Raw genomic sequence first — 19,602 nt, 5'->3', positions numbered from 1 at the left:
CGTCAAGACGGGGTTTTTTTATGGCTGCAAGGCGATTAACCCGCCACGACCACCAGTTTCTGGTTAGCAAACTCTTTGATACCCAGATCAGACAACTCACGGCCATAACCTGAACGTTTCACGCCACCAAAGGGCAGTTCCGCTGAGGTGTCGCTCTGAGAGTTGATAAACACCATGCCGGTTTCAATGGCAGAGGCCAGTTTACGACCCCGTGCAATATCGCGTGTCCAGACCGAGCCGCCAAGACCATAGTGAGAGTCGTTCGCCAGCGCCACAGCCGCCTGATCGTCACCTATGACATAAACCTGCGCGACCGGACCGAAGAACTCCTGATAATAGGCGGGATTATCCGGGGTAATGCCAGTGAGAATGGTTGGCTGATAATAGCAACCTGCACCTTCGACGGCTTTGCCGCCTGTAACCAGTTTTGCGCCATTGGCGACGGCTTCGTCTACCTGTTTCACCAGGCGATCACGCGCGTCAGCGGAGGAGAGCGGGCCAAGCGTGGTCTTTTCATCCAGCGGATCGCCCAGCGTGGCAGAACTCAGCGCGGCGCTGAACTGGCTGATAAAGCGATCGGCAATCTTCTCATGCAGAATAAAACGTTTTGCGGCGGTACAGACCTGGCCGCAGTTGCTGAGGCGAGCCTGCACACCCTGACGTACCGCTTCGTCGAGATCGGCATCATCCAGCACCACAAACACGTCATTGCCACCCAGCTCCAGCGTCGATTTCTTAAGATGCTTACCGGCCTGCTCAGCCACGGCGCTGCCCGCGCGCTCAGATCCGGTCAGGGCGACACCCTGCACCCGGTCGTCAGCAATCAGATCGGCGACCTGATCGGTGGAGATGAACAGGTTAGTCCAGGCCCCTTCAGGTGCACCCGCTTCACGAACCAGCTTCTCAAAGACATCGGCACAGTGCGGCACGATATTGGCATGTTTTGCCAGCACCGGGTTACCCAGCGCCAGGTTAGGTGCCAGCACGCGCATCAGCTGATAGTAAGGGAAGTTCCACGGCTCGACGGCGACTAAAACGCCAATCGGGTGATACTCAACCCAGGCTTCGCCCAGATCGCTGGGATAGGACTGCGGCTGCAGAATACGTTCCGCATTCTCTGCGTAGTAGCGGGCAATCTGCGAGCAGATTTTCACTTCTCCGCGGCTCTGACCAATCAGTTTACCCATCTCTTTACTGGCGATGGTGGCCAGTTCTTCCGCGCGGCTATCAATCAGGTCAGCCAGTTTTTTCAGTACCTGCAGACGCGGCTGAATATCACCTTTGCTCCATGAAGAATGGAAAAGGCGATCGGCCACTTCGAGGGCATGGCTGACGGCGGCTTCATCGTGTGACGGCCAGCTTTTCAGCAACTGGTTGTTTGCGGGATTAATGCTTTGATAGGAAGACATAGCGTACTCCTTGGTGAGCTAAAAATTGAGGGCGGGAAAGTCCCGCCCCTGAATCAGACGTTCTTACGTTCTACGGGCTTGTCATCCCAGGTCAGGAGATCTTTATCGGTTTTTTCAAAGGCGCGAATCAGCACGTCATCACTGCCTTGCTGACGCCAGATCTCTTCTGCCAGTTTTTCATCGTAGTTAGCCACTTCGAAAATGGCCTCGGCAATTTCAGGGGAGGTATGACGCAGACTTGCCCATTCGCCAACGTGATGTGCTTTCGATTGTTCAGTAGACATACTTTTCTCCTTTGATTAAATCAGTCCTGCAGTTTGACGGTCAGTCCGGCAACATGTTCGCCCTGAAAACGGGCGATATTCAGTTCCGCTTCGGTAGGCTGACGCGAACCATCGCCGCCCGCCAGGGTGGTGGCTCCATAAGGCGTTCCACCGCGAACCTGTGAAATATCGAACAACTCTTTGGTTCCGTAGCCGATTGGCACAATCACCATGCCGTGATGCGCCAGGGTGGTCCAGACAGACGTGATGGTCTGTTCCTGACCGCCGCCGGTGCCGGTTGAGGTAAAGACGCTGGCAACCTTGCCAAACAGCGCGCCTGACGCCCAGAGTCCGCCGGTGCGATCCCAGAATGTCCGCATCTGTCCGGCCATGTTGCCGAAGCGGGTCGGAGTACCGACGATAATCGCGTCATAGTGCGGCAGCACCTCAGGCGTGGCTTCTGCCGCCTGCTGATCGGTTTTGCCACCCACCTGTGCAAAGCGATCGGCCTCCATCGTTTCTGGTACCCGCAGGATATCCACTTCCGCGCCGGGAACCCGACGAGCGCCTTCTGCAACCGCGTTCGCCATTGTTTCGATATGTCCGTACATCGAATAGTAGAGCACCAGAATCTTAGCCATTGATCTCTCCAGATGGTTTTGACGTCCAGAAAAAGTATAGAAGAGCTTTCGTTTTACGCAGGCGATGCCGAAGCCGGAACGGAGGAGTCGGGCAATAAATCAGCAGCTAATCGGTTGTAAGTCGGCAGAGTGTTTGTTGTTTAGCCAAATTTCTGGTGATTACTCTGTTGCTAAATGTGACTGGCGGACGAGTGAAAGGATAATCTGGCTATTATTTAAACATGGGCTGAGCTCGCGTTTCGGGCCGTCAGCCCTCTGTTTTTAATTCTTAATTATCGCACTACGCGACAGGAGCAAATCATGACAACACATCGTGGGGGTTCTGGAAATTTTGCTGAAAACCGTGAACGTGCCGCAGAAGCGGGACGTAAAGGGGGAAAAAACAGCGGCGGTAATTTTAAAAACGATCCGCAGCGCGCCGCGCGCGCCGGGGAGAAAGGGGGACGCAGCAGCCCTAAAAAACCGGACGCATAACCCCACACTGCCGCCGGTTGAGACCGGCGGTTAACGTCGTTGCTTTTCCCCCTCGCTCTCCCCACAATATTGTCCGGACTCATCATCAGGTGAATTATGTCGGACACACTCCGCGGTTTAACCCTGCGCCTGACGCGGCAGGAGCTGGTATTACTTTTCATCACCATGATCTGGGGCGGCACCTTTCTGGTGGTGCATCGTGCGATGCAGCACTCCGGCCCGTTTTTCTTTGTCGGCCTGCGTTTTGCCACCGCCGCGCTGCTGCTGGCGCTCTTTTTCCGCCGCTATCTGGCAGGCATGACCTGGCTGGAGGTGAAAGCGGGTGCGCTGATTGGCCTGTCGATCGCCGGGGGCTATGGTCTTCAGACGTGGGGAATGCAGACCATCTCCAGCAGTCAGTCCGCCTTTCTCACCGCGCTCTATGTCCCTGTCGTGCCGTTGCTGCAATGGCTGTTTCTGCGCCGTCCGCCGGGATTGATGTCGTGGCTGGGGATTGTACTGGCGTTTACCGGCCTGCTGCTGGTGGCCGGGCCGCAGGATGGTCGAATCACTCTGAATGCGGGTGAAATAGCGACGCTGATCAGTACCCTGGCGATCGCTGCCGAGATCATCTTAATCAGCCGCTATGCCGGTAAGGTCGATGTGCGCCGTGTGACCCTGATCCAGCTGGCGGTGGCGTCGCTGTGCGCCTTTGGTCTGATGATCCCCAATGGGGAAACGGTGCCTGCCATCTCAACGCCGCTGCTGCTCAGCGCGCTGGGGCTGGGTGCGGCCAGCGCCCTGATTCAGGTCACCATGAACTGGGCGCAACGCAGCGTTTCGCCGACCCGCGCTACGGTGATTTATGCCGGGGAACCAGTCTGGGCTGGCGTCGTGGGGCGTATTGCGGGTGAGCGCCTGCCTGCGCTGGCGTTGCTGGGCGGCGCGCTGATCGTCTGCGGGGTGATCGTCAGTGATCTGCGGCTGAAACGAAAAAAAGCGGTGCAGCCTGCTGCCACACCGCTGGAGTAGGTCGTTAACCCTGCTGTCGCGCCAGTGGCTTGTCCTGCTTTGCCGCACTGCGTCGGCGCAGAATCGCATTGAGGATAATCGCGCCAAAGGTGGCGGTACCGATACCCCCCAGCGTGAAAGAACCGATTTTCAGCGCGAAATCACCGGCACCGAGCACCAGTGTGGTCGCCACCATGATCAGGTTACTGTTCTGGCCTAAATCAACATGGTTCTGTACCCAGATGCGGGCACCCGCTACCGCAATCAGCCCGAACACCACAATGGATGCGCCGCCAATCACCGGTGCCGGAATAGTGTGGATCAGCGCACCAAACTTCGGCGAGAAACCGGCGAGGATGGCGATGACCGCCGCGGCGACAAATGCCAGCGTAGAATAGACTTTGGTCACCGCCATCACCCCGATATTTTCGGCATAGGTGGTGACGCCACTGCCGCCGATCGAGCCGGAGAGCATGGTGGCCAGGCCATCGCCAACAAAAGCGCGTCCCATGTAAGGATCGAGATTGCGTCCGGTCATACCCGCCACCGCTTTCAGATGCCCGAGGTTTTCAGCAACCAGAATGATCGCCACCGGGGCGATAAGCACCATCGCCTGCAGATCAAAGGTGGGTGCAGTGGTGTGCGGCAGACCAAACCAGGCAGCCTGTGACAGCAGCGTAAAATCGACCGGCTTACCCAGCCCCAGACCGTTGGTCAGCAGTGCATAGATCGCCCAGGCCAGAATCAGGCCGACCAGAATCAGTAGTCGCTGAATCATCCCGTGGGTAAATACCGCTACCAGACCAATGCAGAGTACGGTCATCACCGCAACCCAGCTGTCGAATGACGAGGCGGAGACGCTGTGAACCGCAATCGGGGCCAGATTCAGCCCGATAGCCATCACCACTGCACCGGTCACGACCGGCGGCATCAGATTTTCAATCCAGCGCGTGCCGGACTTCATCACCACCAGACCAATCAGCGTGTAGAGCAGGCCGCAGGCGATCACGCCGCCCAGCGCCACGCTGAGATTGGGATTCAGCCCCTGACCACTGAAGCCGGTTACCGCAATGACCACGCCGACAAAGGCAGCGCTCGACCCAAGATAGCTGGGCACCCGACCGCCGGTGATAAAGAAGAACAGCAGCGTGCCTATACCCGAGACCAGAATGGCCAGATTGGGATCCAGCCCCATCAGCAGGGGCATCAGCACCGTTGCGCCAAACATCGCTACCGCATGCTGTAAACCCAGCACCAGCGTCTGCCCCAGAGGCAGGGTCTCATCCGGGGCGATAATACCGTTTTCTGTTAATGCCGACTTCTTTTGCCATTGCGGAAACCAGGATCGTGCCATCGTCTACTCCAGAGCGTTATGAATGCCGGTGGGATTCAGGGAAGTGTTAACAGGCATCCTGCCGCAACAGGGGATGGTATCCCCGGTCAAACCACGCCAGACCGTGGGTGTCGTCATTGCGCACTAATCCCACGACTTCGCAGAACAGCGTGTCATGCGTACCGACGCTGACAATCTGAGTGATGCGGCAGTCAAAGGACGCGACGGCGCCGCTCAGCACTGGCGAGCCGGTCACGGCCGTTGACCACTCAGCGGCAATAAAACGATCAGCCATTGGTGTTTTGCCGCCGAACAGATTGGAGAGCGTTTCATGGCCCGCCGCCAGCGTATTGACGCAGAGCTGCATATTTTCGCGGAACACCGGGTAAACCGAGGCAGAGCGGTTAAGGCAGACCAGCAGCGTCGGCGGCGAATCCGTGACGCTGCACACCGCCGAGGCCGTAAAGCCTGCGCGTCCGGCCGGGCCTTCAGTGGTGATGATGTTGACCGCAGCACCCAGCCGCGACATCGCATTACGAAACTCAGTTTTCTCAACGGCAGGGGTAAGGGTATCCAGGCTCATCGTGTTCTCCGCGAAAAGGTTATCCGACGACGCGCTGCAGCGGCTGCACGTCATCAGTCTGATCCAGCCACTGCAGCAGCAGGGCATTAAAGTTTTCGGGGGCGGTGACGCTCATGGCGTGGCCGCCCCAGGCCATCATCTGTTCAGTCGCATTGGGCAGGGCCGCGGCCAGCTCAGTGGAGCAGCTCCACGGCACCAGCAGATCGTCCTGGCTGGCGATCACCAGTACCGGTTGTGGAATGGCAGCAGCCCGCGCGCTGAAGTCGGCGCTCATCAGGGCGTGCAGCCGCCGCATCAGATTTTCCATCCCCTGAAAATGTGCGACGTGATGGCTATCTTCCTGATCCAGCCGTGTCTGATGCTGTGCCATCCACTCCGCAGGATAGAGAAACAGCGGCTGAGCGCGGACAAATGCCTCGACGCCGACGTTGAGCAGCAGGTCCTGACGTACCTGAAAGCAACGACGGGTATGGGGATGCAGCGTCAGCCAGCCATTGATCACCGCGATCCGTTCGATCCGTTCCGGATAATCCAGCGCCAGCTGCATCCCCACCAGACCGCCCAGCGCGTGACCGATCAGGCTGAAGCGCAGGATGCCGTGCTGCGCCAGCGCGGCGGCCAGTTCCGCCGCCATCATCGTCATGCTGTAGCCTTCCGGCAGGCTGTCAGCGCTGCGACCGGTGCCGCGCTGGTCATAGGTCACCACGCGATAGCGTGCCGTTAGCGCGGCCAGCTGCGGCTGCCAGAAACCCGCCACGCCGCCCAGACCGGATGAGAGCACCAGCGTCGGTGCATCGGGATTTTGCAGACCCAGAATATCCAGCTGCATCAGACCTCCGCTTTGCCGATGTGCGCCACGCTGGCGATCTCAATCAGCGCATCAGGCTTGACCAGACCGCACAGAATACAGAAGCGCGCCGGTTTTTCGCCGGGAAAGTACTCGGCATAAACCTGATTCACCGCGGCGTAGTTCGACCAGTCGGTGATAAAAATCGAATTAAACGTCACATCGGTCATGCTGCCACCGGCGGTCTCGATCACCTTTTTAATGGTTTCCAGCACGTGGCGGGTCTGCGCTGCGGCATCACCCACATGCACCACGTTGTTGTCAGCATCAAACGGCAGCGTACCCGAGACATAGACCACGCCATCCGCCAGCGTGCCGGGAACGAACGGGGCGATGGGGGTGGAGGTGCCTGGCGGAACAATAATACTTTTCGGCATAGCGTCGTCCTTATCGTGGATTAGCGGGCATTCAGGCTTTCGCAGAAGGTATCGACATCCGATACCCAGCCAAAAAAGGTTTCGATATTGAACAGGGCAGCCTGCTGAGCAAAGGGCGGGCCGGCCTGATAAGTGGCGTCTTCCAGCACCACGCCGAAGTACTCCAGAAAGAAGCCGTCGCGCAGCGTCGATTCAACGCAGACGTTGGTCGCGATGCCGGTAAATATCAGATGACGGATCCCGCGGCTGCGCAGCATGCTGTCGAGCGGGGTGTTATAGAAGCCGCTGTAACGTGATTTCGGCAGCACGATGTCACCGGGTTGTGGCACCAGTTCATCGACCAGCGCGTAATCCCAGCCGCCTTTCGACAGCAGCGACCCCTGCAGTTCAGGCCGTTTACGCATGGTTTTCAGGGCATTCGATTTGTGGAAATTGGGGGAACCGGCGTCGCCCGCTTCTACATAGTCACTGTCCCAGCCGTTCTGGAACCAGATGATCTGAACGCCTGCCGCACGGGCCGCCGTCACCGCCTGATGGATTTTCGCAATCACCGGCTTGGTGGCGGAAACATCGAAGCCCGCCAGATCGAGATAGCCGCCTTCAGTGGCGTAGGCGTTCTGCATATCCACGACAATCAGCGCGGTCTGGCCAGGCGGAAAGGCGATCGGCTCTGGCCGCGCCGGCAGTTCAACCTGGGGAACATCCGGCGTGTGAGCACAATAAACGGTAGCCATCATGCCACCTCCTGCTGTGCGTCGAGCAGGGCGCTGCGACAGGCCATCAGCGGCTGAATGTGCTGCCCGAAGTTCTCGATACCCTGCAGGAAGTCATCAAACGTCAGCAGCACGCCGTGGGTGCCTTCGACCTGCGCAACCTCATCCAGCATCCGCGCCACGCTGGCATACGACCCCACCAGGGTGCCCATATTGATATTGACTGCCGAGGTCGGATCCGCCATCTGGCGCACATTGGTGTCGCTGCCCGATTTGGTGTCCTGCTGACTCTGAGTGGTGAGCCAGGAGAGCGCCTCTTCATCCGCACCGGCTTTGTAGTGTTCCCACTTCGCCCGCGCTTCTTCGTCCGTTTCAGCAGCGATGATCATAAACAGCACATAGGAGCCGACATCGCGGCCCGCTTTTTCAGCGGCCTGCTTCATGCGAATCGAGGTAGAGCTGAACGCGGCAGGCGTGTTAACACCTTTACCAAAGCAGAAGTTGTAATCGGCGTGCTGAGCAGAGAAGGCCATACCGGCATCGCTCTGTCCGGCGCAGATCACCTTCATCGGGCGCTGCGGCTGCGGACTCACCCGGCAGTCGTTCATGGTGAAGAACTCACCTTTAAAGTCCGATTTTCCGGTGCCCCACAGGTCGCGCAGCACGGTAACGTATTCGGTCAGATAAGCGTAGCGGCTGCTGAAGTACTCATCGCCAGGCCACATTCCCATCTGTTCATATTCCGGTTTCTGCCAGCCGGTCACCAGGTTGACGCCAAAGCGACCGCCTGAAATGGAATCGATGGTGGAGGCCATGCGCGCCACAATCGCCGGAGGCAGCGTCAGGGTGGCGGCGGTGGCGTAGATCTCAATGCGTGATGTCACGGCGGCCAGGCCAGCCATCAGGGTGAACGACTCGAGATTATGATCCCAGAACTCGGTTTTTCCGCCGAAGCCGCGCAGTTTGATCATCGAGAGCGCAAAATCGAAATGGTAATGCTCTGCTTTCAGCACGATCGCTTTGTTCAGTTCAAAGGTCGGCATGTACTGCGGCGCATTGGACGAAATCAGCCAGCCATTGTTACCAATCGGAATAAAGACGCCTATCTTCATGTGAAACCTCGTTGCGATGGGGGAAAGGTGTTTCACGCGCTGCGCTGCATCCTGCATCGTCCGTGTGGGCCGCGCTCAGTCACAATTCTGCAAACTGTGTGCCACTTTTTTTATTTTTTTAAATAACAGTGAGTTAAAATCAACCCGAAAGAGGTAAGTGGAGTAACTGGTCCATTTCAGACCGTCTGGTCAAAATTCGCTGCACGTTTTCCATGCAGGCTGAGCAAAAAAGGTGCAGAGCGCGGATTGGGCAGCGATGAATCCCTTTGCTATGATGCGCTGACACCAGAAGGATGAGGTAAACGTGTGAATACCGATGAAAAAAAGCCAACGCGACGTTCGCGTGCGGTCGCAGCGAAGCGGGCCGCCATACTGGAAGCGGCATTGACCTTCTTCTCACAGTTTGGCATTCACGGCACCAGCCTCGATAAGGTGGCCGAGCTGGCCGATGTCTCTAAAACCAATCTGCTCTACTATTTTCCCTCTAAAGAAGTGCTGTATGTGGCAGTGCTTAAGCAGATTCTGGATGTCTGGCTGGCACCGTTGCGCGCGCTGGCGCACGATCAGGATCCACTGGTCGCGATTCGGCGCTACATCCGGCTGAAGCTGGAAGTGTCGCGCGATCATCCTCAGGCTTCCCGGCTCTTCTGTCTGGAGATGCTGCAGGGTGCTCCGCTTCTGAAAGGGGAGCTGGCAGGCGATCTTAAGCAGCTGGTGGATGACAAAGCGGCAATTATTGAACGCTGGATTGATGAAGGACGACTGGCAGGCGTACAGCCGCAGCATCTGATCTTTATGCTGTGGGCCACTACGCAGCATTACGCCGATTTTGCCACTCAGGTTGAGGCCGTTACCGGCCAGACGCTCAGCGATCCGGCGTTTTTCGATCAGGCTGTTGATAACGTGCAGCGCATGATCATCGAAGGGATTCGCGTACGCTAATTCAGGATACATCCACGGTTCAGGTACGGAGTTAATCAATGGATTCTGTTTCGCAACTGGTGCTGGGTGCCTCAGTCAGTGTCGCAGTGATGGGACGTCGGGTGCCGGTCTGGCAGGCCGCGCTGGTGGGCGGCGTCTGCGGCACCTTACCCGATCTCGATGTCTTTCTTGATCATGGCGATGCGATACGCAACATGACCCTGCATCGCACGGAAACGCATGCGCTGCTCTGGCTCACGCTGCTCTCGCCACTGATTGCATGGCTGGTGGCGGGGCTGTTTCGCCAGCGGGTGAAGTGGGCAGCATGGTGGCCTGCCATCTGGCTGGCGCTGATTACCCATCCGCTGCTCGATTTGATGACGGTGTATGGCACCCAGCTTGGCCTGCCGATCACCGATTATCCTTATGCCATCGGCAGTATCTACATCGTCGATCCACTCTATACCCTGCCGCTGCTGGCAGGCCTGGGCGTCGCGCTCTGGCGGCGCAGTGATAAAGGGCTGCGCGGAAACCGGCTCGGGCTGATGCTGAGTACCCTTTATCTGGTCTGGAGTGTGGTGATTCAGGGCGTCGCAGGCTGGCAGATCAGAGCGTCGCTGGCGGAGCAGGGTATTCCGGACAATAAAGTGCTGGTGACGCCCACGGCCTTTAATACGCTGGTATGGCGCAGCGTGATTATGACGCCGGATCGCTATGGCGAAGTTTACTGGTCGCTGTTGTCGCCCTCACGGCCACTGCAGGTGGCATGGTATCCGCGTCATCCTGAACTGTTCGACGCTTTTCGGGGCAGCTGGTATGCAGAACGTGTCGCCTGGTTCAGCCACGGCTTCTACGCGCTGCGGGAGCAGGACGGGCAGACGACGATTGCCGACCTGCGCATGGGCGAAGGCGATAAGTATACCTTCACCTTTGGTCTGGGCACGCCTCAGCAGCCCGATCCCCGGCCGCAGCGCTTACCTTATGAACGCCCCTCTTTATCCGCCATTTTCTCTGCGCTGGGCGATCACCTGTAAAAAAAAAGCCCGGTCATCTGACCGGGCTTTTTTCATGATATTACCGATTAGCGGCTACGACGATTACGCAGCATCCAGCCGACACCCAGCATGGCAAACCAGAGTGGCGTAACCATCAGCGCCTGGCGCGTATCTTCCTGCAGCGTCAGCAGCACCAGCACAAATGCGAAGAATGCCATGCAGACCCAGCACATGAATTTGCCCAGCGGCATCTTAAATGCCGACTCCGCATGGCGCTGCGGATGCTTTTTACGGTAGGCCAGATAGCTGCACAGAATGATGGTCCAGACGAACATAAACAGAATGGCCGAGACGGTGGTCACCAGCGTGAAGACCTTCATCACATCCGGGATCAGGTAGATCAACGCCACACCAATCAGCAGGCACAGGCAGGAGAAAAACAGGCCGGTAGTCGGCACCGCACGGGCAGAGAGTCGGCCAAAGGCGCGGCTGGCCACACCCTGCTGCGACAGGCCATAGAGCATACGGCTGGTGGAGAAGATGCCGCTGTTGGCTGAGGAGGCGGCAGAAGTCAGCACCACAAAGTTAACGATACTCGCAGCAGCAGGCAGACCAATCAGAACGAACATCTCAACAAACGGACTGCGATCGGCCATCACCTGGGTCCAGGGCGTTACCGCCATAATCACCATCAGCGCCAGCACGTAAAACATAATGACCCGCAACGGAATCGCATTAATCGCGCGCGGTAACACTTTATGCGGATTGTGGGTTTCAGCCGCTGCCGTGCCCACCAGTTCAATGCCGACAAAGGCAAACACCGCAATCTGGAAGCCAGCAAAGAAGCCGCTGAGGCCTTTCGGGAACATGCCGCCGTGATCCCAGATGTTGCTGAGTGACGCTGTGCCGCCGCCCGGTGAGGGGTAGTGAATCGATACCAGCACAATCCCGGTTACGATCAGCGCCACAATGGCGACAATTTTAATGATCGCGAACCAGAACTCCATCTCGCCAAACAGCTTGACGGTGGCAATGTTGAGCGCCAGAAAAACCACCACGCAAAGCAGGGCGCTCATCCAGATCGAGAAGCCCGGAAACCAGAGCTGGAAATAGGCGCTGATTGCCACCACGTCGGCAATGCCGGTTACCACCCAACAGAACCAGTAGGTCCAGCCGGTAAAGTAGCCGGCCCACGGGCCAAGCAGATCAGCGGCAAAATCGCTAAAGGATTTGTACTCAAGGTTGGAGAGCAGCAGCTCCCCCATGGCGCGCATCACAAAGAACAGCATAAAACCGATGATCATATAGACGAAAATGATCGAGGGGCCAGCCAGGCTGATGGTTTTACCGGAACCCATAAACAGGCCGGTACCGATAGCGCCACCAATGGCGATCAGCTGGATGTGACGATTGTGCAGATTGCGCTGGAGTTTATCGGGCGTTTCGTGGGTGCTTGCGGTTTCTTTAGATTGATCAACCATAGAATTGTCTTTCCTGTCGTGATGTTGTGTTCAGCTCTGCTGGCTGTTAGTCAAGGCGTCTGCCTGAGGGCAAGTCGGCATAAGATAGAGGAAGAGAGCCGGAATCGGGTAACGCTTTTTTACCAATTGTGATGCCTGCCGTCCCGGAAGCAGCAATAAAGCGCGGTTTTGTTCAAACCTTCGTCAGTCTGGGTAATTATTCATCACGTTATGTCAGTCAGGCGGCGTAAAGGGCGATGGGCTTCTACACTTTTTGTTTGCTAATCATCAACCTGCGAGAGGGACTATGCGCACGCTTATCCTGTTTTTGCTGTTGCTTGCGCTGGGATGGGTCAGCTTACCCTGGCTTAAGCAGCATCTGCCGCCGCAGTTTAATCCCTTTACGCCACTCTCTGTTACCGATCCGCCGGGCTGGATGACGCAGATTAAGATGAAAAGGCTGGCCAGCGATCCCGACGCATGTCTGGCGGTGATGCGCCGCGCTCAACAGGCGGGCTGGGTCAGCTTCAGCGAGCGTCCGGACGTCACGGGTCACTGTCCGCTCAGTCATCCGCTACGGGTTCAGAAATTTGGCCCGGTCAGCCTCAGCAGCAGCTTTCTGGCCAGCTGTCCTATGGCCGTCGCCAGCACCATGTATGCTCTGCGCAGTCGTGAACAGACCGCCAGAGAGATGCACAGTCCACTGGTACGAATTACCCATGTCGGCAGTTACGCCTGCCGTAATATTTATCATCGTGCTCAGGGGCGGCTCAGTGAACATGCCACCGCCGATGCCTGGGATGTGACAGGCTTTCAGCTGGCTGATGGCCAGCGGCTTGAGGTCAGTCGTCACTGGCAACAGCCGGAAGAAAAAGCGGCAATGCTTCATACGCTGTGGCGTGGCGGCTGTGAGGTATTCGGCAATGCGCTGGGGCCGGACTATAACGCCGCTCACGCCTCACATTTTCATCTGGGTATGCGAGGTGCAGGCTACTGCCGATAAATCATCAGACAGGATTAATACCGTGTTTGATTAAGAAATGTTCTTATGGTGCCAGTAAAACCCATCCAGTTATCATTGCTGAACCTGATCCCTTACTGAAATAGTCTGACAACAGGTCTGGATGCTCCTAAAAAAACCGATTTCAGGGCCATTTGTAAGAATAAAACGATGCCTGCGGGATAAAACCCTTGTGCAGATTCTCAGCGTCATTTGCTCAGCGCTTGTTGGCGGCATGATGAAATTATTTCATGATTGCGCTGGCAGAAATAAGGGAAAGGTATCGCATAAATAAAAAAGTGCGTGATTAAGAAAAGAACGGATTTTACCTGCAAATTTATTTTCAGATGATTTAGTTGCGTGACTATCGGGAAAGTGATTTAACTGATTAAAATAGAGTCAGTGCTGAGCATTACGCCGTAAATAGTGATCTCCGCCACGTATTGCGGTCAGACAGCAGAGTAAGTAAAGGCGACTTTTACGGACACGCTGTCCTGGATCAGGTATTTGCAGTCAGATAAGTCGATAAACCACAGCAGGATGTGAATCGACGGGCACAGAGCACGGTCGGGCAGGGGAGACCCGAAAAGGTTTATTAAACAGCACATCGTTATGCTTACAGGGCTGCCACGGAAAACCGGGACAGGTCTTTCACCGGCAAGCGCGTGGCGCGGTCAGCAAGCCGGTTAGCTGCCTCAGCAGACGCCACAGGGGCTGCGGGGACGTCTGACGAAACCGGTCCTGATGCTGCAAAGAGAGAGCCGGGCTTATTTCCTGACGAAAAATATGTCAGAAATTTGCCACTGCCGCTTCGCTTATAATGGAGTAATTAACGCCTTGTTTACTCGTTATTTACCCAACAATCAGCATCGCGATTCAATATTTTCAGCAGACTTTTCAAGTCTGAAAAAAAATTGCACTGGAGGTCAGGGATTGAAATCCCATCAGAAAAATCTTATTCTTCTGGGGTGATTGAAATTGCTGTGATCGGCCTCACCTTGTAAAGGCAGGAACACTTTTTCACTCCGCTCCAACGGTGAAAGGTTAAATGCGCTGTAGATCGGGACAGGTTCGTCCTGCACGATAAATTAGTTTTCTTCTGCAAATTTATTTTATCCGATGAATCTGAATGAATATTACCGGAAGGGCGAGTGAAATTAACGCTGAGGCAATATGAGTACTGAAAATTATTTCGCCTGGCGAGCTGAGGCGAAAGAACAATTTCAGGCATTAACGGTTTCTTCTGAATTGAAGCCGTTATTGCAACAATTTATTGAATCATTAGGCTTCGATTATTTTGCCTTTTTGATTCAGCACCCGGTGCCTTTTACCCGACCGCGTATTCATTTACATAGCACCTATCCCAGATTATGGGTTAAACGCTATGAGAAGCAGAATTATTACGCTGTCGATCCGGTGCTCAGGTTGTGTCAGCGACCGGGCAGAGGCATGGCGTGGACGGAGGAACTGTTCGCTGACGCCGGCAATTTGTGGCGTGAGGCGAGAGAATATGGGCTGCAGAGCGGATTTTCTTGCTCTGCAATGGCACCAAATCGCGTCATTGGTATATTATCTATATCGTCGCAACAGCCCATTTCTGTCCAGCTCTGCCATGCTGAGCTGGAGGTGAAACTACACCTTTTAGCGGAACTAAGTCTGGATACGCTGGAACGCTTTAGCGATGATGCAATGATGGTACTAAAAAAAGAGTTTAGTCAGCGCGAGCTGGAAATTTTGAAATGGACAGCCGAAGGAAAAACGGCGGTCGAAATTTCACTTATTTTATCCATCTCTGAACATACCGTTAACTTTCACCAAAAAAATATGCAAAAGCGTTTCAATGTTTCCAATAAAACGCAGATTGCCTGCTATGCAGCGGCAATCGGACTGATCTGAACATTAAGCAACGGCTACATTTAGCTGTTCCTTTGCACAGGTCTGTTGTCTATTCTGCGCCGGGACTTTGCCAGGCTGGCGCAAAGAAATCATTGCAAACATGGGGATGTCAGAGGCGCATGATGAAAATAGTGCAAACGCAATTAAAGGATATGCCATCCTCTTTGCTTGCCGAACTCGGCAGCTACCGATACAGCGTCTTTGCGCGCGGCGAAGGGTGGTCAATTCCGCCACGTCTGAGCACGCCAGGACAGGAATATGATCGCTACGATCGTTCAGATGTCACCTGGCTGATCGCATGGAATGCGCGGGAGGGCATCAGCGGCTGTGCGCGTCTGATGCCCTGGTTCGAACCTGAACTGAGTGAAGGCATCGTACTGCCTTTCAGCCATGAGAAAGTGTGGGAAATGTCGCGCTTCTCGGCACGGCTGGATGTGGACGCTGAACTGCCACTGAATATTCTCTGGCACGCCGTGCAGCTGGCAGAATTGAACGGTATGGAATACATCATCAGTTCGGCAACGCCGATGCTGGAGAAGATGTTTGAAGAGCATCAGGTGGTGTATGAGCCGCTGACGCCGGGACTTATTCTGTCAGAAGATAATCTGTTTGCGATCCGTATTCCGGTGGTTCAGCCAGCGCTGGCTGAAAAGTATCGGGGAACGCGGCGCTTTAGTCCGGAAGAGGTGCTGCCTACGCTGGGCGTTTCGGTTAACTGGCAGGCGCACAGTTAATTAATTTGCCCCCGCGGCTGTGGGGGCAAGCAAGCTTACTGACGGTAGGCTGTTTTGATCTGCTTAATGGTATTGCTGAATACTTCCGCCTGAGGCTTGTCGCCCAGCGTCTGTACATAGCGTTCCATGTTGATAATCACTTTGCCGGCATCAGCCTGGCCCATACCTTTCAGGATCAGGGTGATCATCATCTTCAGACCCGCGATTTCATCCGCTAATTTCCGGGCTTCCTGCGAAGTTGCAAAATCTTCATCGCTCATGCGTTTCTCCTTGGTGAATGACAATGTGTCGGCAATCTGTCCGAACAGCAGTGCGTGAGTATATCACAGGGTCAGTAAGTTGCTGGAGCAGCCGGTTCGCTTCGCTATAAACAGCTGGTTTGTCCAGTACAACTAATCAATCGCTGAAAGTAATTACAGGTGTTGCCGGGCCAGATATCACAAGGGCCTGCAGCGATAAGGCACAGCAAAGTCTGGTGTTAATACCATGAAATAGTAAGAGTTTAAGGATTATTCAGTACGCCTGTCGGTTGTAAGAAATCTCTGTTATTGCTGGCTGCACGGGGCTGGAAATCGTTATGCGAAGCGTCGACTGTTTTGCTTTGTTGATGTGCTTTTGAGGTAAAAGCGGGTATGATTATCGCCTGTATTCGTTAATTGATTCCTCTTTTTTTAGCCTCTGGAGTTTCCCCGTTGATCAGTGTGCTTCTTGTTGATGACCATGAACTTGTCCGTGCCGGAATCCGTCGCATCCTTGAGGATGTCAAAGGTCTGGCCGTGGTCGGAGAGGTCAACTGTGGCGAGGATGCCGCTAAGTGGTGCCGTGCCAATCAGGTTGATGTGATCCTCATGGATATGAACATGCCGGGCATCGGTGGACTGGAGGCGACGCGCAAAATCGTGCGTTACAATCCCGATATCAAAATCATCATGCTGACCATTCACACGGAAAATCCGCTGCCTGCGAAAGTGATGCAGGCGGGGGCTGCAGGCTACCTCAGTAAAGGGGCTGCGCCGCAGGAGGTGATCAATGCGATTCGCTCGGTCAATGCCGGACAGCGCTACATCGCTTCAGATATCGCTCAGCAGATGGCGCTGAGCCAGATTGAGCCACAAAAAGCGGAATCCCCCTTCAGCTGTTTGTCGGAAAGGGAATTGCAGATTATGCTGATGATCACCCGTGGACAAAAGGTGACGGAAATTTCCGAGCAGTTAAATCTCAGTCCTAAAACCGTTAACAGTTACCGCTACCGGATGTTCAGCAAGCTGAATATCAGTGGCGATGTAGAGTTAACGCATCTGGCCATTCGACATGGCCTCTATAATGCGGAGCCGTTAATCAGTAGTGAATGACGTTTTTGATTCCAAAGCCTTTCTGAGTACGGTAACCAGCAAGCCCGGTGTTTACCGCATGTATGACGCCTCAGGCACCGTCATCTATGTGGGCAAAGCCAAAGACCTGAAGAAGCGTCTGACCAGCTACTTCCGCACTCAGGTCGGCAGCCGCAAAACCGAAGCGCTGGTTAGTAATATCCAGCACATCGATGTCACCGTAACCCACACCGAAACCGAAGCGCTGCTGCTTGAGCATAACTACATCAAGCTCTACCAGCCGCGCTACAACGTGCTGCTGCGCGACGATAAATCTTACCCCTACATCTTTCTTAGCAGCGATACTCATCCGCGACTGGCGATGCACCGTGGTGCAAAGCATGCCAAAGGCGAATACTTTGGCCCGTTCCCCAACGGCTATGCGGTGCGTGAAACGCTGGGACTGCTGCAAAAAGTTTTCCCTATCCGCCAGTGCGAAAACAGTGTCTACCGCAATCGCTCCCGGCCCTGTCTGCAATATCAGATTGGCCGCTGTCTGGGTCCCTGTGTCGCGGGACTGGTCAGTGAGGAGGAGTATGCACAGCAGACCGATTACGTGCGCCTGTTCCTGGCGGGTAAAGACGATCAGGTTCTTAACCAACTGGTCAAACGGATGGAAGAGGCGAGCACGGGCCTGCGCTTTGAAGAGGCGGCACGCCTGCGCGATCAGATTCAGGCTGTGCGACGGATCACCGAAAAGCAGTTTGTCTCGAATCAGGGTGATGACCTTGATGTGATGGGTGTGGCTTATGAAGCGGGCATGGCCTGTCTCCACGTGCTGTTTATCCGTCAGGGCAAAGTGTTAGGCAGCCGCAGCTACTTCCCGAAAGTGCCCGTCGATACCGATCTGGCTGAGGTCGTTCAGACCTTTGTCGGGCAGTTCTACCTGCAGGGGAGTGAGGCACGTACGCTGCCTGGCGATATTCTGCTGGACTTTACCTTGCCAGAGCGTGAACTGCTGGCAGAGTCGCTCAGTGAGCTGGCCGGACGTCGGGTGAGTATCCAGAGCAAGCCGCGCGGGGATCGCGCCCGTTATCTCAAACTGGCGCGCACCAACGCCGCGACGGCGTTAACCACGCGTCTGTCACAGCACTCCACAATTCATCAGCGGCTGATGGCGCTGGCGGAGTTTCTTGAGCTGGACAAAATTAAACGTATGGAGTGTTTCGATATCAGTCATACCATGGGTGAGCAGACCATCGCCTCCTGCGTGGTGTTCGACCAGAATGGTCCGCTGCGTGCCGATTATCGTCGCTACAACATCAGCGGCATTACGCCGGGTGATGACTACGCCGCCATGAATCAGGTGCTACGCCGCCGTTATGGTAAAGCGATTGAAGAAGATAAGATCCCGGATGTAATTCTGATCGATGGCGGTAAGGGCCAGCTGTCTCAGGCGAAGCAGGTCTTCGCGGAACTGGATGTGCCCTGGGACAAAAGCCGGCCGATTTTACTCGGCGTAGCGAAAGGCAGCGATCGTAAAGCCGGACTGGAGACGCTGTTCTTTGAAGCGGAAGGTGAGGGCGTTTCGCTGCCACCCGATGCGCCAGCGCTGCATGTGATCCAGCATATTCGTGATGACGCTCACAATCATGCCATTTCAGGCCACCGTAAAAAACGGGCCAAAGTAAAGAACACCAGCGCACTGGAAAGCATCGAAGGGGTGGGGCCGAAACGGCGTCAGCAACTGCTTAAGTACATGGGGGGCCTGCAACCGCTGATGAACGCGTCGGTGGAGGAGATCGCCAATGTACCCGGTATCTCACATGCTCTGGCAGAAAAAATATACTACTCGTTGAAACACTAGCATTGAAACGGGGGGGGCAATGTAGGAACATAGGCTAAATTCTACCTATATCCAGACAGTTACCGGCATATGCAATTAAACATTCCGACGTGTCTCACCCTGTTTCGAGTCGTGCTCATCCCGTTCTTTGTGCTGGCTTTCTATCTGCCGTTCACCTGGGCGCCGCTGGCGACTGCACTGATTTTTGTTTTTGCTGCCATCACCGACTGGTTTGATGGCTTTCTGGCGCGCCGCTGGAAGCAGACAACACGCTTTGGTGCGTTTCTCGATCCGGTAGCGGATAAAGTGATGGTGGCCATTGCGCTGGTGCTGGTGGCGGAATATTTCCACGCCTGGTGGATTACGCTTCCCGCTGCCACCATGATTGCACGCGAGATCATTATCTCTGCGCTGCGTGAATGGATGGCGGAGATTGGTAAACGCAGCAGCGTGTCGGTTTCCTGGATTGGTAAAGTGAAAACCACTGCCCAGATGTTCTCACTGTTTGCCTTGCTGTGGCGTCCCGATGCTACCGTCGTGGCGATTGGTGTGGTGGCGTTATACATTGCTGCCGTGCTGACTTTCTGGTCTATGTTCCAGTATTTAAGCGCCGCGCGCGGTGATCTGCTCGAACCGTGATCGATACGATTTAAAAAGCAGCAAACGGACGCGCTGTGAGGATAATTTTATTGACTCAT

Annotated in this window: 21 protein-coding genes; 10 read left to right on the top strand and 11 right to left on the bottom strand. The window is 55.3% G+C overall.

Going from position 1 to position 19,602, the window contains the following annotated elements; all coding sequences use genetic code 11:
* Positions 1-35 precede the first annotated feature (35 nt).
* The 3 genes from OK409_RS07710 to wrbA are packed head-to-tail and all read right to left on the bottom strand — an operon-like array spanning position 36 to position 2,313.
* Positions 36-1,409 (bottom strand): NAD-dependent succinate-semialdehyde dehydrogenase, encoded by a 1,374-nt coding sequence (locus OK409_RS07710; RefSeq protein ID WP_033771306.1) that lies wholly within the window; start codon positions 1,407-1,409, stop codon positions 36-38.
* A 53-nt stretch (positions 1,410-1,462) separates the two neighbouring features.
* A complete protein-coding gene (locus OK409_RS07705; protein WP_010669794.1) occupies positions 1,463-1,693 on the bottom strand; it encodes a YccJ family protein in 231 nt (76 codons plus the stop codon).
* 20 nt (positions 1,694-1,713) lie between these two features.
* Positions 1,714-2,313: an NAD(P)H:quinone oxidoreductase gene (gene wrbA / locus OK409_RS07700; protein WP_022625914.1), complete on the bottom strand. Its 600-nt coding sequence runs from the start codon at positions 2,311-2,313 to the stop codon at positions 1,714-1,716.
* Positions 2,314-2,613: 300 nt separating this feature from the next.
* On the opposite strand from wrbA, the gene OK409_RS07695 reads away from it, so the two are divergent.
* Together OK409_RS07695 and OK409_RS07690 are read left to right on the top strand one after the other, a co-directional pair.
* On the top strand, positions 2,614-2,787 hold the full coding sequence (locus OK409_RS07695; protein ID WP_010246636.1) for a general stress protein: 174 nt from the start codon (positions 2,614-2,616) through the stop codon (positions 2,785-2,787).
* A gap of 96 nt (positions 2,788-2,883) precedes the next feature.
* Complete coding sequence (locus OK409_RS07690; protein WP_264366940.1) at positions 2,884-3,798, top strand: DMT family transporter; 915 nt, start codon at positions 2,884-2,886, stop codon at positions 3,796-3,798.
* Between the two features lie 4 nt (positions 3,799-3,802).
* On the opposite strand, the gene rutG is transcribed toward OK409_RS07690, so the two are convergent.
* Genes rutG through rutA form a run of 6 tightly spaced genes read right to left on the bottom strand, consistent with a single transcriptional unit; the run spans position 3,803 to position 8,742 of the window.
* The gene (gene rutG, locus OK409_RS07685; protein WP_010669797.1) at positions 3,803-5,131 is read right to left on the bottom strand and encodes a pyrimidine utilization transport protein G; all 1,329 of its coding nucleotides are present in this window, start codon (positions 5,129-5,131) and stop codon (positions 3,803-3,805) included.
* A gap of 46 nt (positions 5,132-5,177) precedes the next feature.
* Positions 5,178-5,693 (bottom strand): NADH-dependent FMN reductase RutF, encoded by a 516-nt coding sequence (gene rutF, locus OK409_RS07680; RefSeq protein ID WP_029518970.1) that lies wholly within the window; start codon positions 5,691-5,693, stop codon positions 5,178-5,180.
* 19 nt (positions 5,694-5,712) lie between these two features.
* Complete coding sequence (gene rutD / locus OK409_RS07675; protein WP_245116731.1) at positions 5,713-6,522, bottom strand: pyrimidine utilization protein D; 810 nt, start codon at positions 6,520-6,522, stop codon at positions 5,713-5,715.
* Positions 6,522-6,917, bottom strand: coding sequence for a pyrimidine utilization protein C (gene rutC, locus OK409_RS07670; protein ID WP_264366939.1), 396 nt, complete (start codon positions 6,915-6,917; stop codon positions 6,522-6,524). The genes rutD and rutC overlap by 1 nt, the downstream gene beginning before the upstream one ends.
* Before the next feature lie 20 nt (positions 6,918-6,937).
* On the bottom strand, positions 6,938-7,651 hold the full coding sequence (gene rutB / locus OK409_RS07665) for a pyrimidine utilization protein B (RefSeq protein WP_045140663.1): 714 nt from the start codon (positions 7,649-7,651) through the stop codon (positions 6,938-6,940).
* Positions 7,651-8,742 (bottom strand): pyrimidine utilization protein A, encoded by a 1,092-nt coding sequence (gene rutA / locus OK409_RS07660; RefSeq protein WP_010669800.1) that lies wholly within the window; start codon positions 8,740-8,742, stop codon positions 7,651-7,653. Before rutA ends, rutB begins: the two co-directional genes overlap by 1 nt.
* Before the next feature lie 306 nt (positions 8,743-9,048).
* Here rutA and rutR point away from each other — a divergent pair, with 306 nt between their 5' ends.
* Positions 9,049-9,684 carry an HTH-type transcriptional regulator RutR gene (gene rutR / locus OK409_RS07655; protein ID WP_003849991.1) on the top strand — a complete coding sequence of 212 codons (636 nt, stop codon included), beginning with the start codon at positions 9,049-9,051 and terminating at the stop codon, positions 9,682-9,684.
* A 38-nt stretch (positions 9,685-9,722) separates the two neighbouring features.
* Positions 9,723-10,697, top strand: a complete 975-nt coding sequence (locus OK409_RS07650) for a metal-dependent hydrolase (RefSeq protein ID WP_245116729.1) — start codon at positions 9,723-9,725, stop codon at positions 10,695-10,697.
* Positions 10,698-10,744: 47 nt separating this feature from the next.
* Here OK409_RS07650 and cycA read toward each other — a convergent pair whose 3' ends face one another.
* Positions 10,745-12,139: a D-serine/D-alanine/glycine transporter gene (gene cycA / locus OK409_RS07645; RefSeq protein ID WP_010246617.1), complete on the bottom strand. Its 1,395-nt coding sequence runs from the start codon at positions 12,137-12,139 to the stop codon at positions 10,745-10,747.
* 286 nt (positions 12,140-12,425) lie between these two features.
* Here cycA and OK409_RS07640 point away from each other — a divergent pair, with 286 nt between their 5' ends.
* The 3 genes from OK409_RS07640 to OK409_RS07630 all read left to right on the top strand — a co-directional run bounded on the left by OK409_RS07640 (position 12,426) and on the right by OK409_RS07630 (position 15,748).
* Positions 12,426-13,121: an extensin family protein gene (locus tag OK409_RS07640; RefSeq protein WP_010669801.1), complete on the top strand. Its 696-nt coding sequence runs from the start codon at positions 12,426-12,428 to the stop codon at positions 13,119-13,121.
* 1,170 nt (positions 13,122-14,291) lie between these two features.
* Positions 14,292-15,014 (top strand): transcriptional regulator SdiA, encoded by a 723-nt coding sequence (gene sdiA / locus OK409_RS07635; RefSeq protein ID WP_158149419.1) that lies wholly within the window; start codon positions 14,292-14,294, stop codon positions 15,012-15,014.
* A gap of 122 nt (positions 15,015-15,136) precedes the next feature.
* A complete protein-coding gene (locus OK409_RS07630; RefSeq protein WP_029518973.1) occupies positions 15,137-15,748 on the top strand; it encodes an acyl-homoserine-lactone synthase in 612 nt (203 codons plus the stop codon).
* A 35-nt stretch (positions 15,749-15,783) separates the two neighbouring features.
* Here OK409_RS07630 and OK409_RS07625 read toward each other — a convergent pair whose 3' ends face one another.
* Positions 15,784-16,008 carry a DUF2594 family protein gene (locus tag OK409_RS07625; protein ID WP_003849983.1) on the bottom strand — a complete coding sequence of 75 codons (225 nt, stop codon included), beginning with the start codon at positions 16,006-16,008 and terminating at the stop codon, positions 15,784-15,786.
* Between the two features lie 432 nt (positions 16,009-16,440).
* Here OK409_RS07625 and uvrY point away from each other — a divergent pair, with 432 nt between their 5' ends.
* The 3 genes from uvrY to pgsA all read left to right on the top strand — a co-directional run bounded on the left by uvrY (position 16,441) and on the right by pgsA (position 19,543).
* Positions 16,441-17,100, top strand: coding sequence for a UvrY/SirA/GacA family response regulator transcription factor (gene uvrY / locus OK409_RS07620; protein ID WP_010246608.1), 660 nt, complete (start codon positions 16,441-16,443; stop codon positions 17,098-17,100).
* Positions 17,093-18,925 (top strand): excinuclease ABC subunit UvrC, encoded by a 1,833-nt coding sequence (gene uvrC, locus OK409_RS07615; RefSeq protein WP_010246606.1) that lies wholly within the window; start codon positions 17,093-17,095, stop codon positions 18,923-18,925. The genes uvrY and uvrC overlap by 8 nt, the downstream gene beginning before the upstream one ends.
* Before the next feature lie 69 nt (positions 18,926-18,994).
* Positions 18,995-19,543 carry a CDP-diacylglycerol--glycerol-3-phosphate 3-phosphatidyltransferase gene (gene pgsA / locus OK409_RS07610; RefSeq protein ID WP_010246604.1) on the top strand — a complete coding sequence of 183 codons (549 nt, stop codon included), beginning with the start codon at positions 18,995-18,997 and terminating at the stop codon, positions 19,541-19,543.
* The last annotated feature ends 59 nt before the right edge of the window (positions 19,544-19,602 follow it).

Source organism: Pantoea sp. RG18, assembly GCF_025910075.1.
Classification (GTDB): Bacteria; Pseudomonadota; Gammaproteobacteria; order Enterobacterales; family Enterobacteriaceae; genus Pantoea; species Pantoea agglomerans.
This window is presented reverse-complemented; position numbering and strand designations above follow the sequence as displayed.

Excerpts from the sequence above, each read along its gene's own strand:
- OK409_RS07710 (WP_033771306.1), bottom strand. The coding sequence starts at position 1,409 with ATGTCTTCCTATCAAAGCATTAATCCCGCAAACAACCAGTTGCTGAAA.
- rutG (WP_010669797.1), bottom strand. The coding sequence starts at position 5,131 with ATGGCACGATCCTGGTTTCCGCAATGGCAAAAGAAGTCGGCATTAACA.
- OK409_RS07630 (WP_029518973.1), top strand. The coding sequence starts at position 15,137 with ATGAAAATAGTGCAAACGCAATTAAAGGATATGCCATCCTCTTTGCTT.
- rutB (WP_045140663.1), bottom strand. The coding sequence starts at position 7,651 with ATGGCTACCGTTTATTGTGCTCACACGCCGGATGTTCCCCAGGTTGAA.
- rutA (WP_010669800.1), bottom strand. The coding sequence starts at position 8,742 with ATGAAGATAGGCGTCTTTATTCCGATTGGTAACAATGGCTGGCTGATT.
- OK409_RS07690 (WP_264366940.1), top strand. The coding sequence starts at position 2,884 with ATGTCGGACACACTCCGCGGTTTAACCCTGCGCCTGACGCGGCAGGAG.
- OK409_RS07705 (WP_010669794.1), bottom strand. The coding sequence starts at position 1,693 with ATGTCTACTGAACAATCGAAAGCACATCACGTTGGCGAATGGGCAAGT.
- OK409_RS07650 (WP_245116729.1), top strand. The coding sequence starts at position 9,723 with ATGGATTCTGTTTCGCAACTGGTGCTGGGTGCCTCAGTCAGTGTCGCA.
- pgsA (WP_010246604.1), top strand. The coding sequence starts at position 18,995 with ATGCAATTAAACATTCCGACGTGTCTCACCCTGTTTCGAGTCGTGCTC.
- sdiA (WP_158149419.1), top strand. The coding sequence starts at position 14,292 with ATGAGTACTGAAAATTATTTCGCCTGGCGAGCTGAGGCGAAAGAACAA.
- wrbA (WP_022625914.1), bottom strand. The coding sequence starts at position 2,313 with ATGGCTAAGATTCTGGTGCTCTACTATTCGATGTACGGACATATCGAA.
- cycA (WP_010246617.1), bottom strand. The coding sequence starts at position 12,139 with ATGGTTGATCAATCTAAAGAAACCGCAAGCACCCACGAAACGCCCGAT.
- rutC (WP_264366939.1), bottom strand. The coding sequence starts at position 6,917 with ATGCCGAAAAGTATTATTGTTCCGCCAGGCACCTCCACCCCCATCGCC.
- OK409_RS07695 (WP_010246636.1), top strand. The coding sequence starts at position 2,614 with ATGACAACACATCGTGGGGGTTCTGGAAATTTTGCTGAAAACCGTGAA.
- OK409_RS07640 (WP_010669801.1), top strand. The coding sequence starts at position 12,426 with ATGCGCACGCTTATCCTGTTTTTGCTGTTGCTTGCGCTGGGATGGGTC.
- rutF (WP_029518970.1), bottom strand. The coding sequence starts at position 5,693 with ATGAGCCTGGATACCCTTACCCCTGCCGTTGAGAAAACTGAGTTTCGT.
- rutD (WP_245116731.1), bottom strand. The coding sequence starts at position 6,522 with ATGCAGCTGGATATTCTGGGTCTGCAAAATCCCGATGCACCGACGCTG.
- OK409_RS07625 (WP_003849983.1), bottom strand. The coding sequence starts at position 16,008 with ATGAGCGATGAAGATTTTGCAACTTCGCAGGAAGCCCGGAAATTAGCG.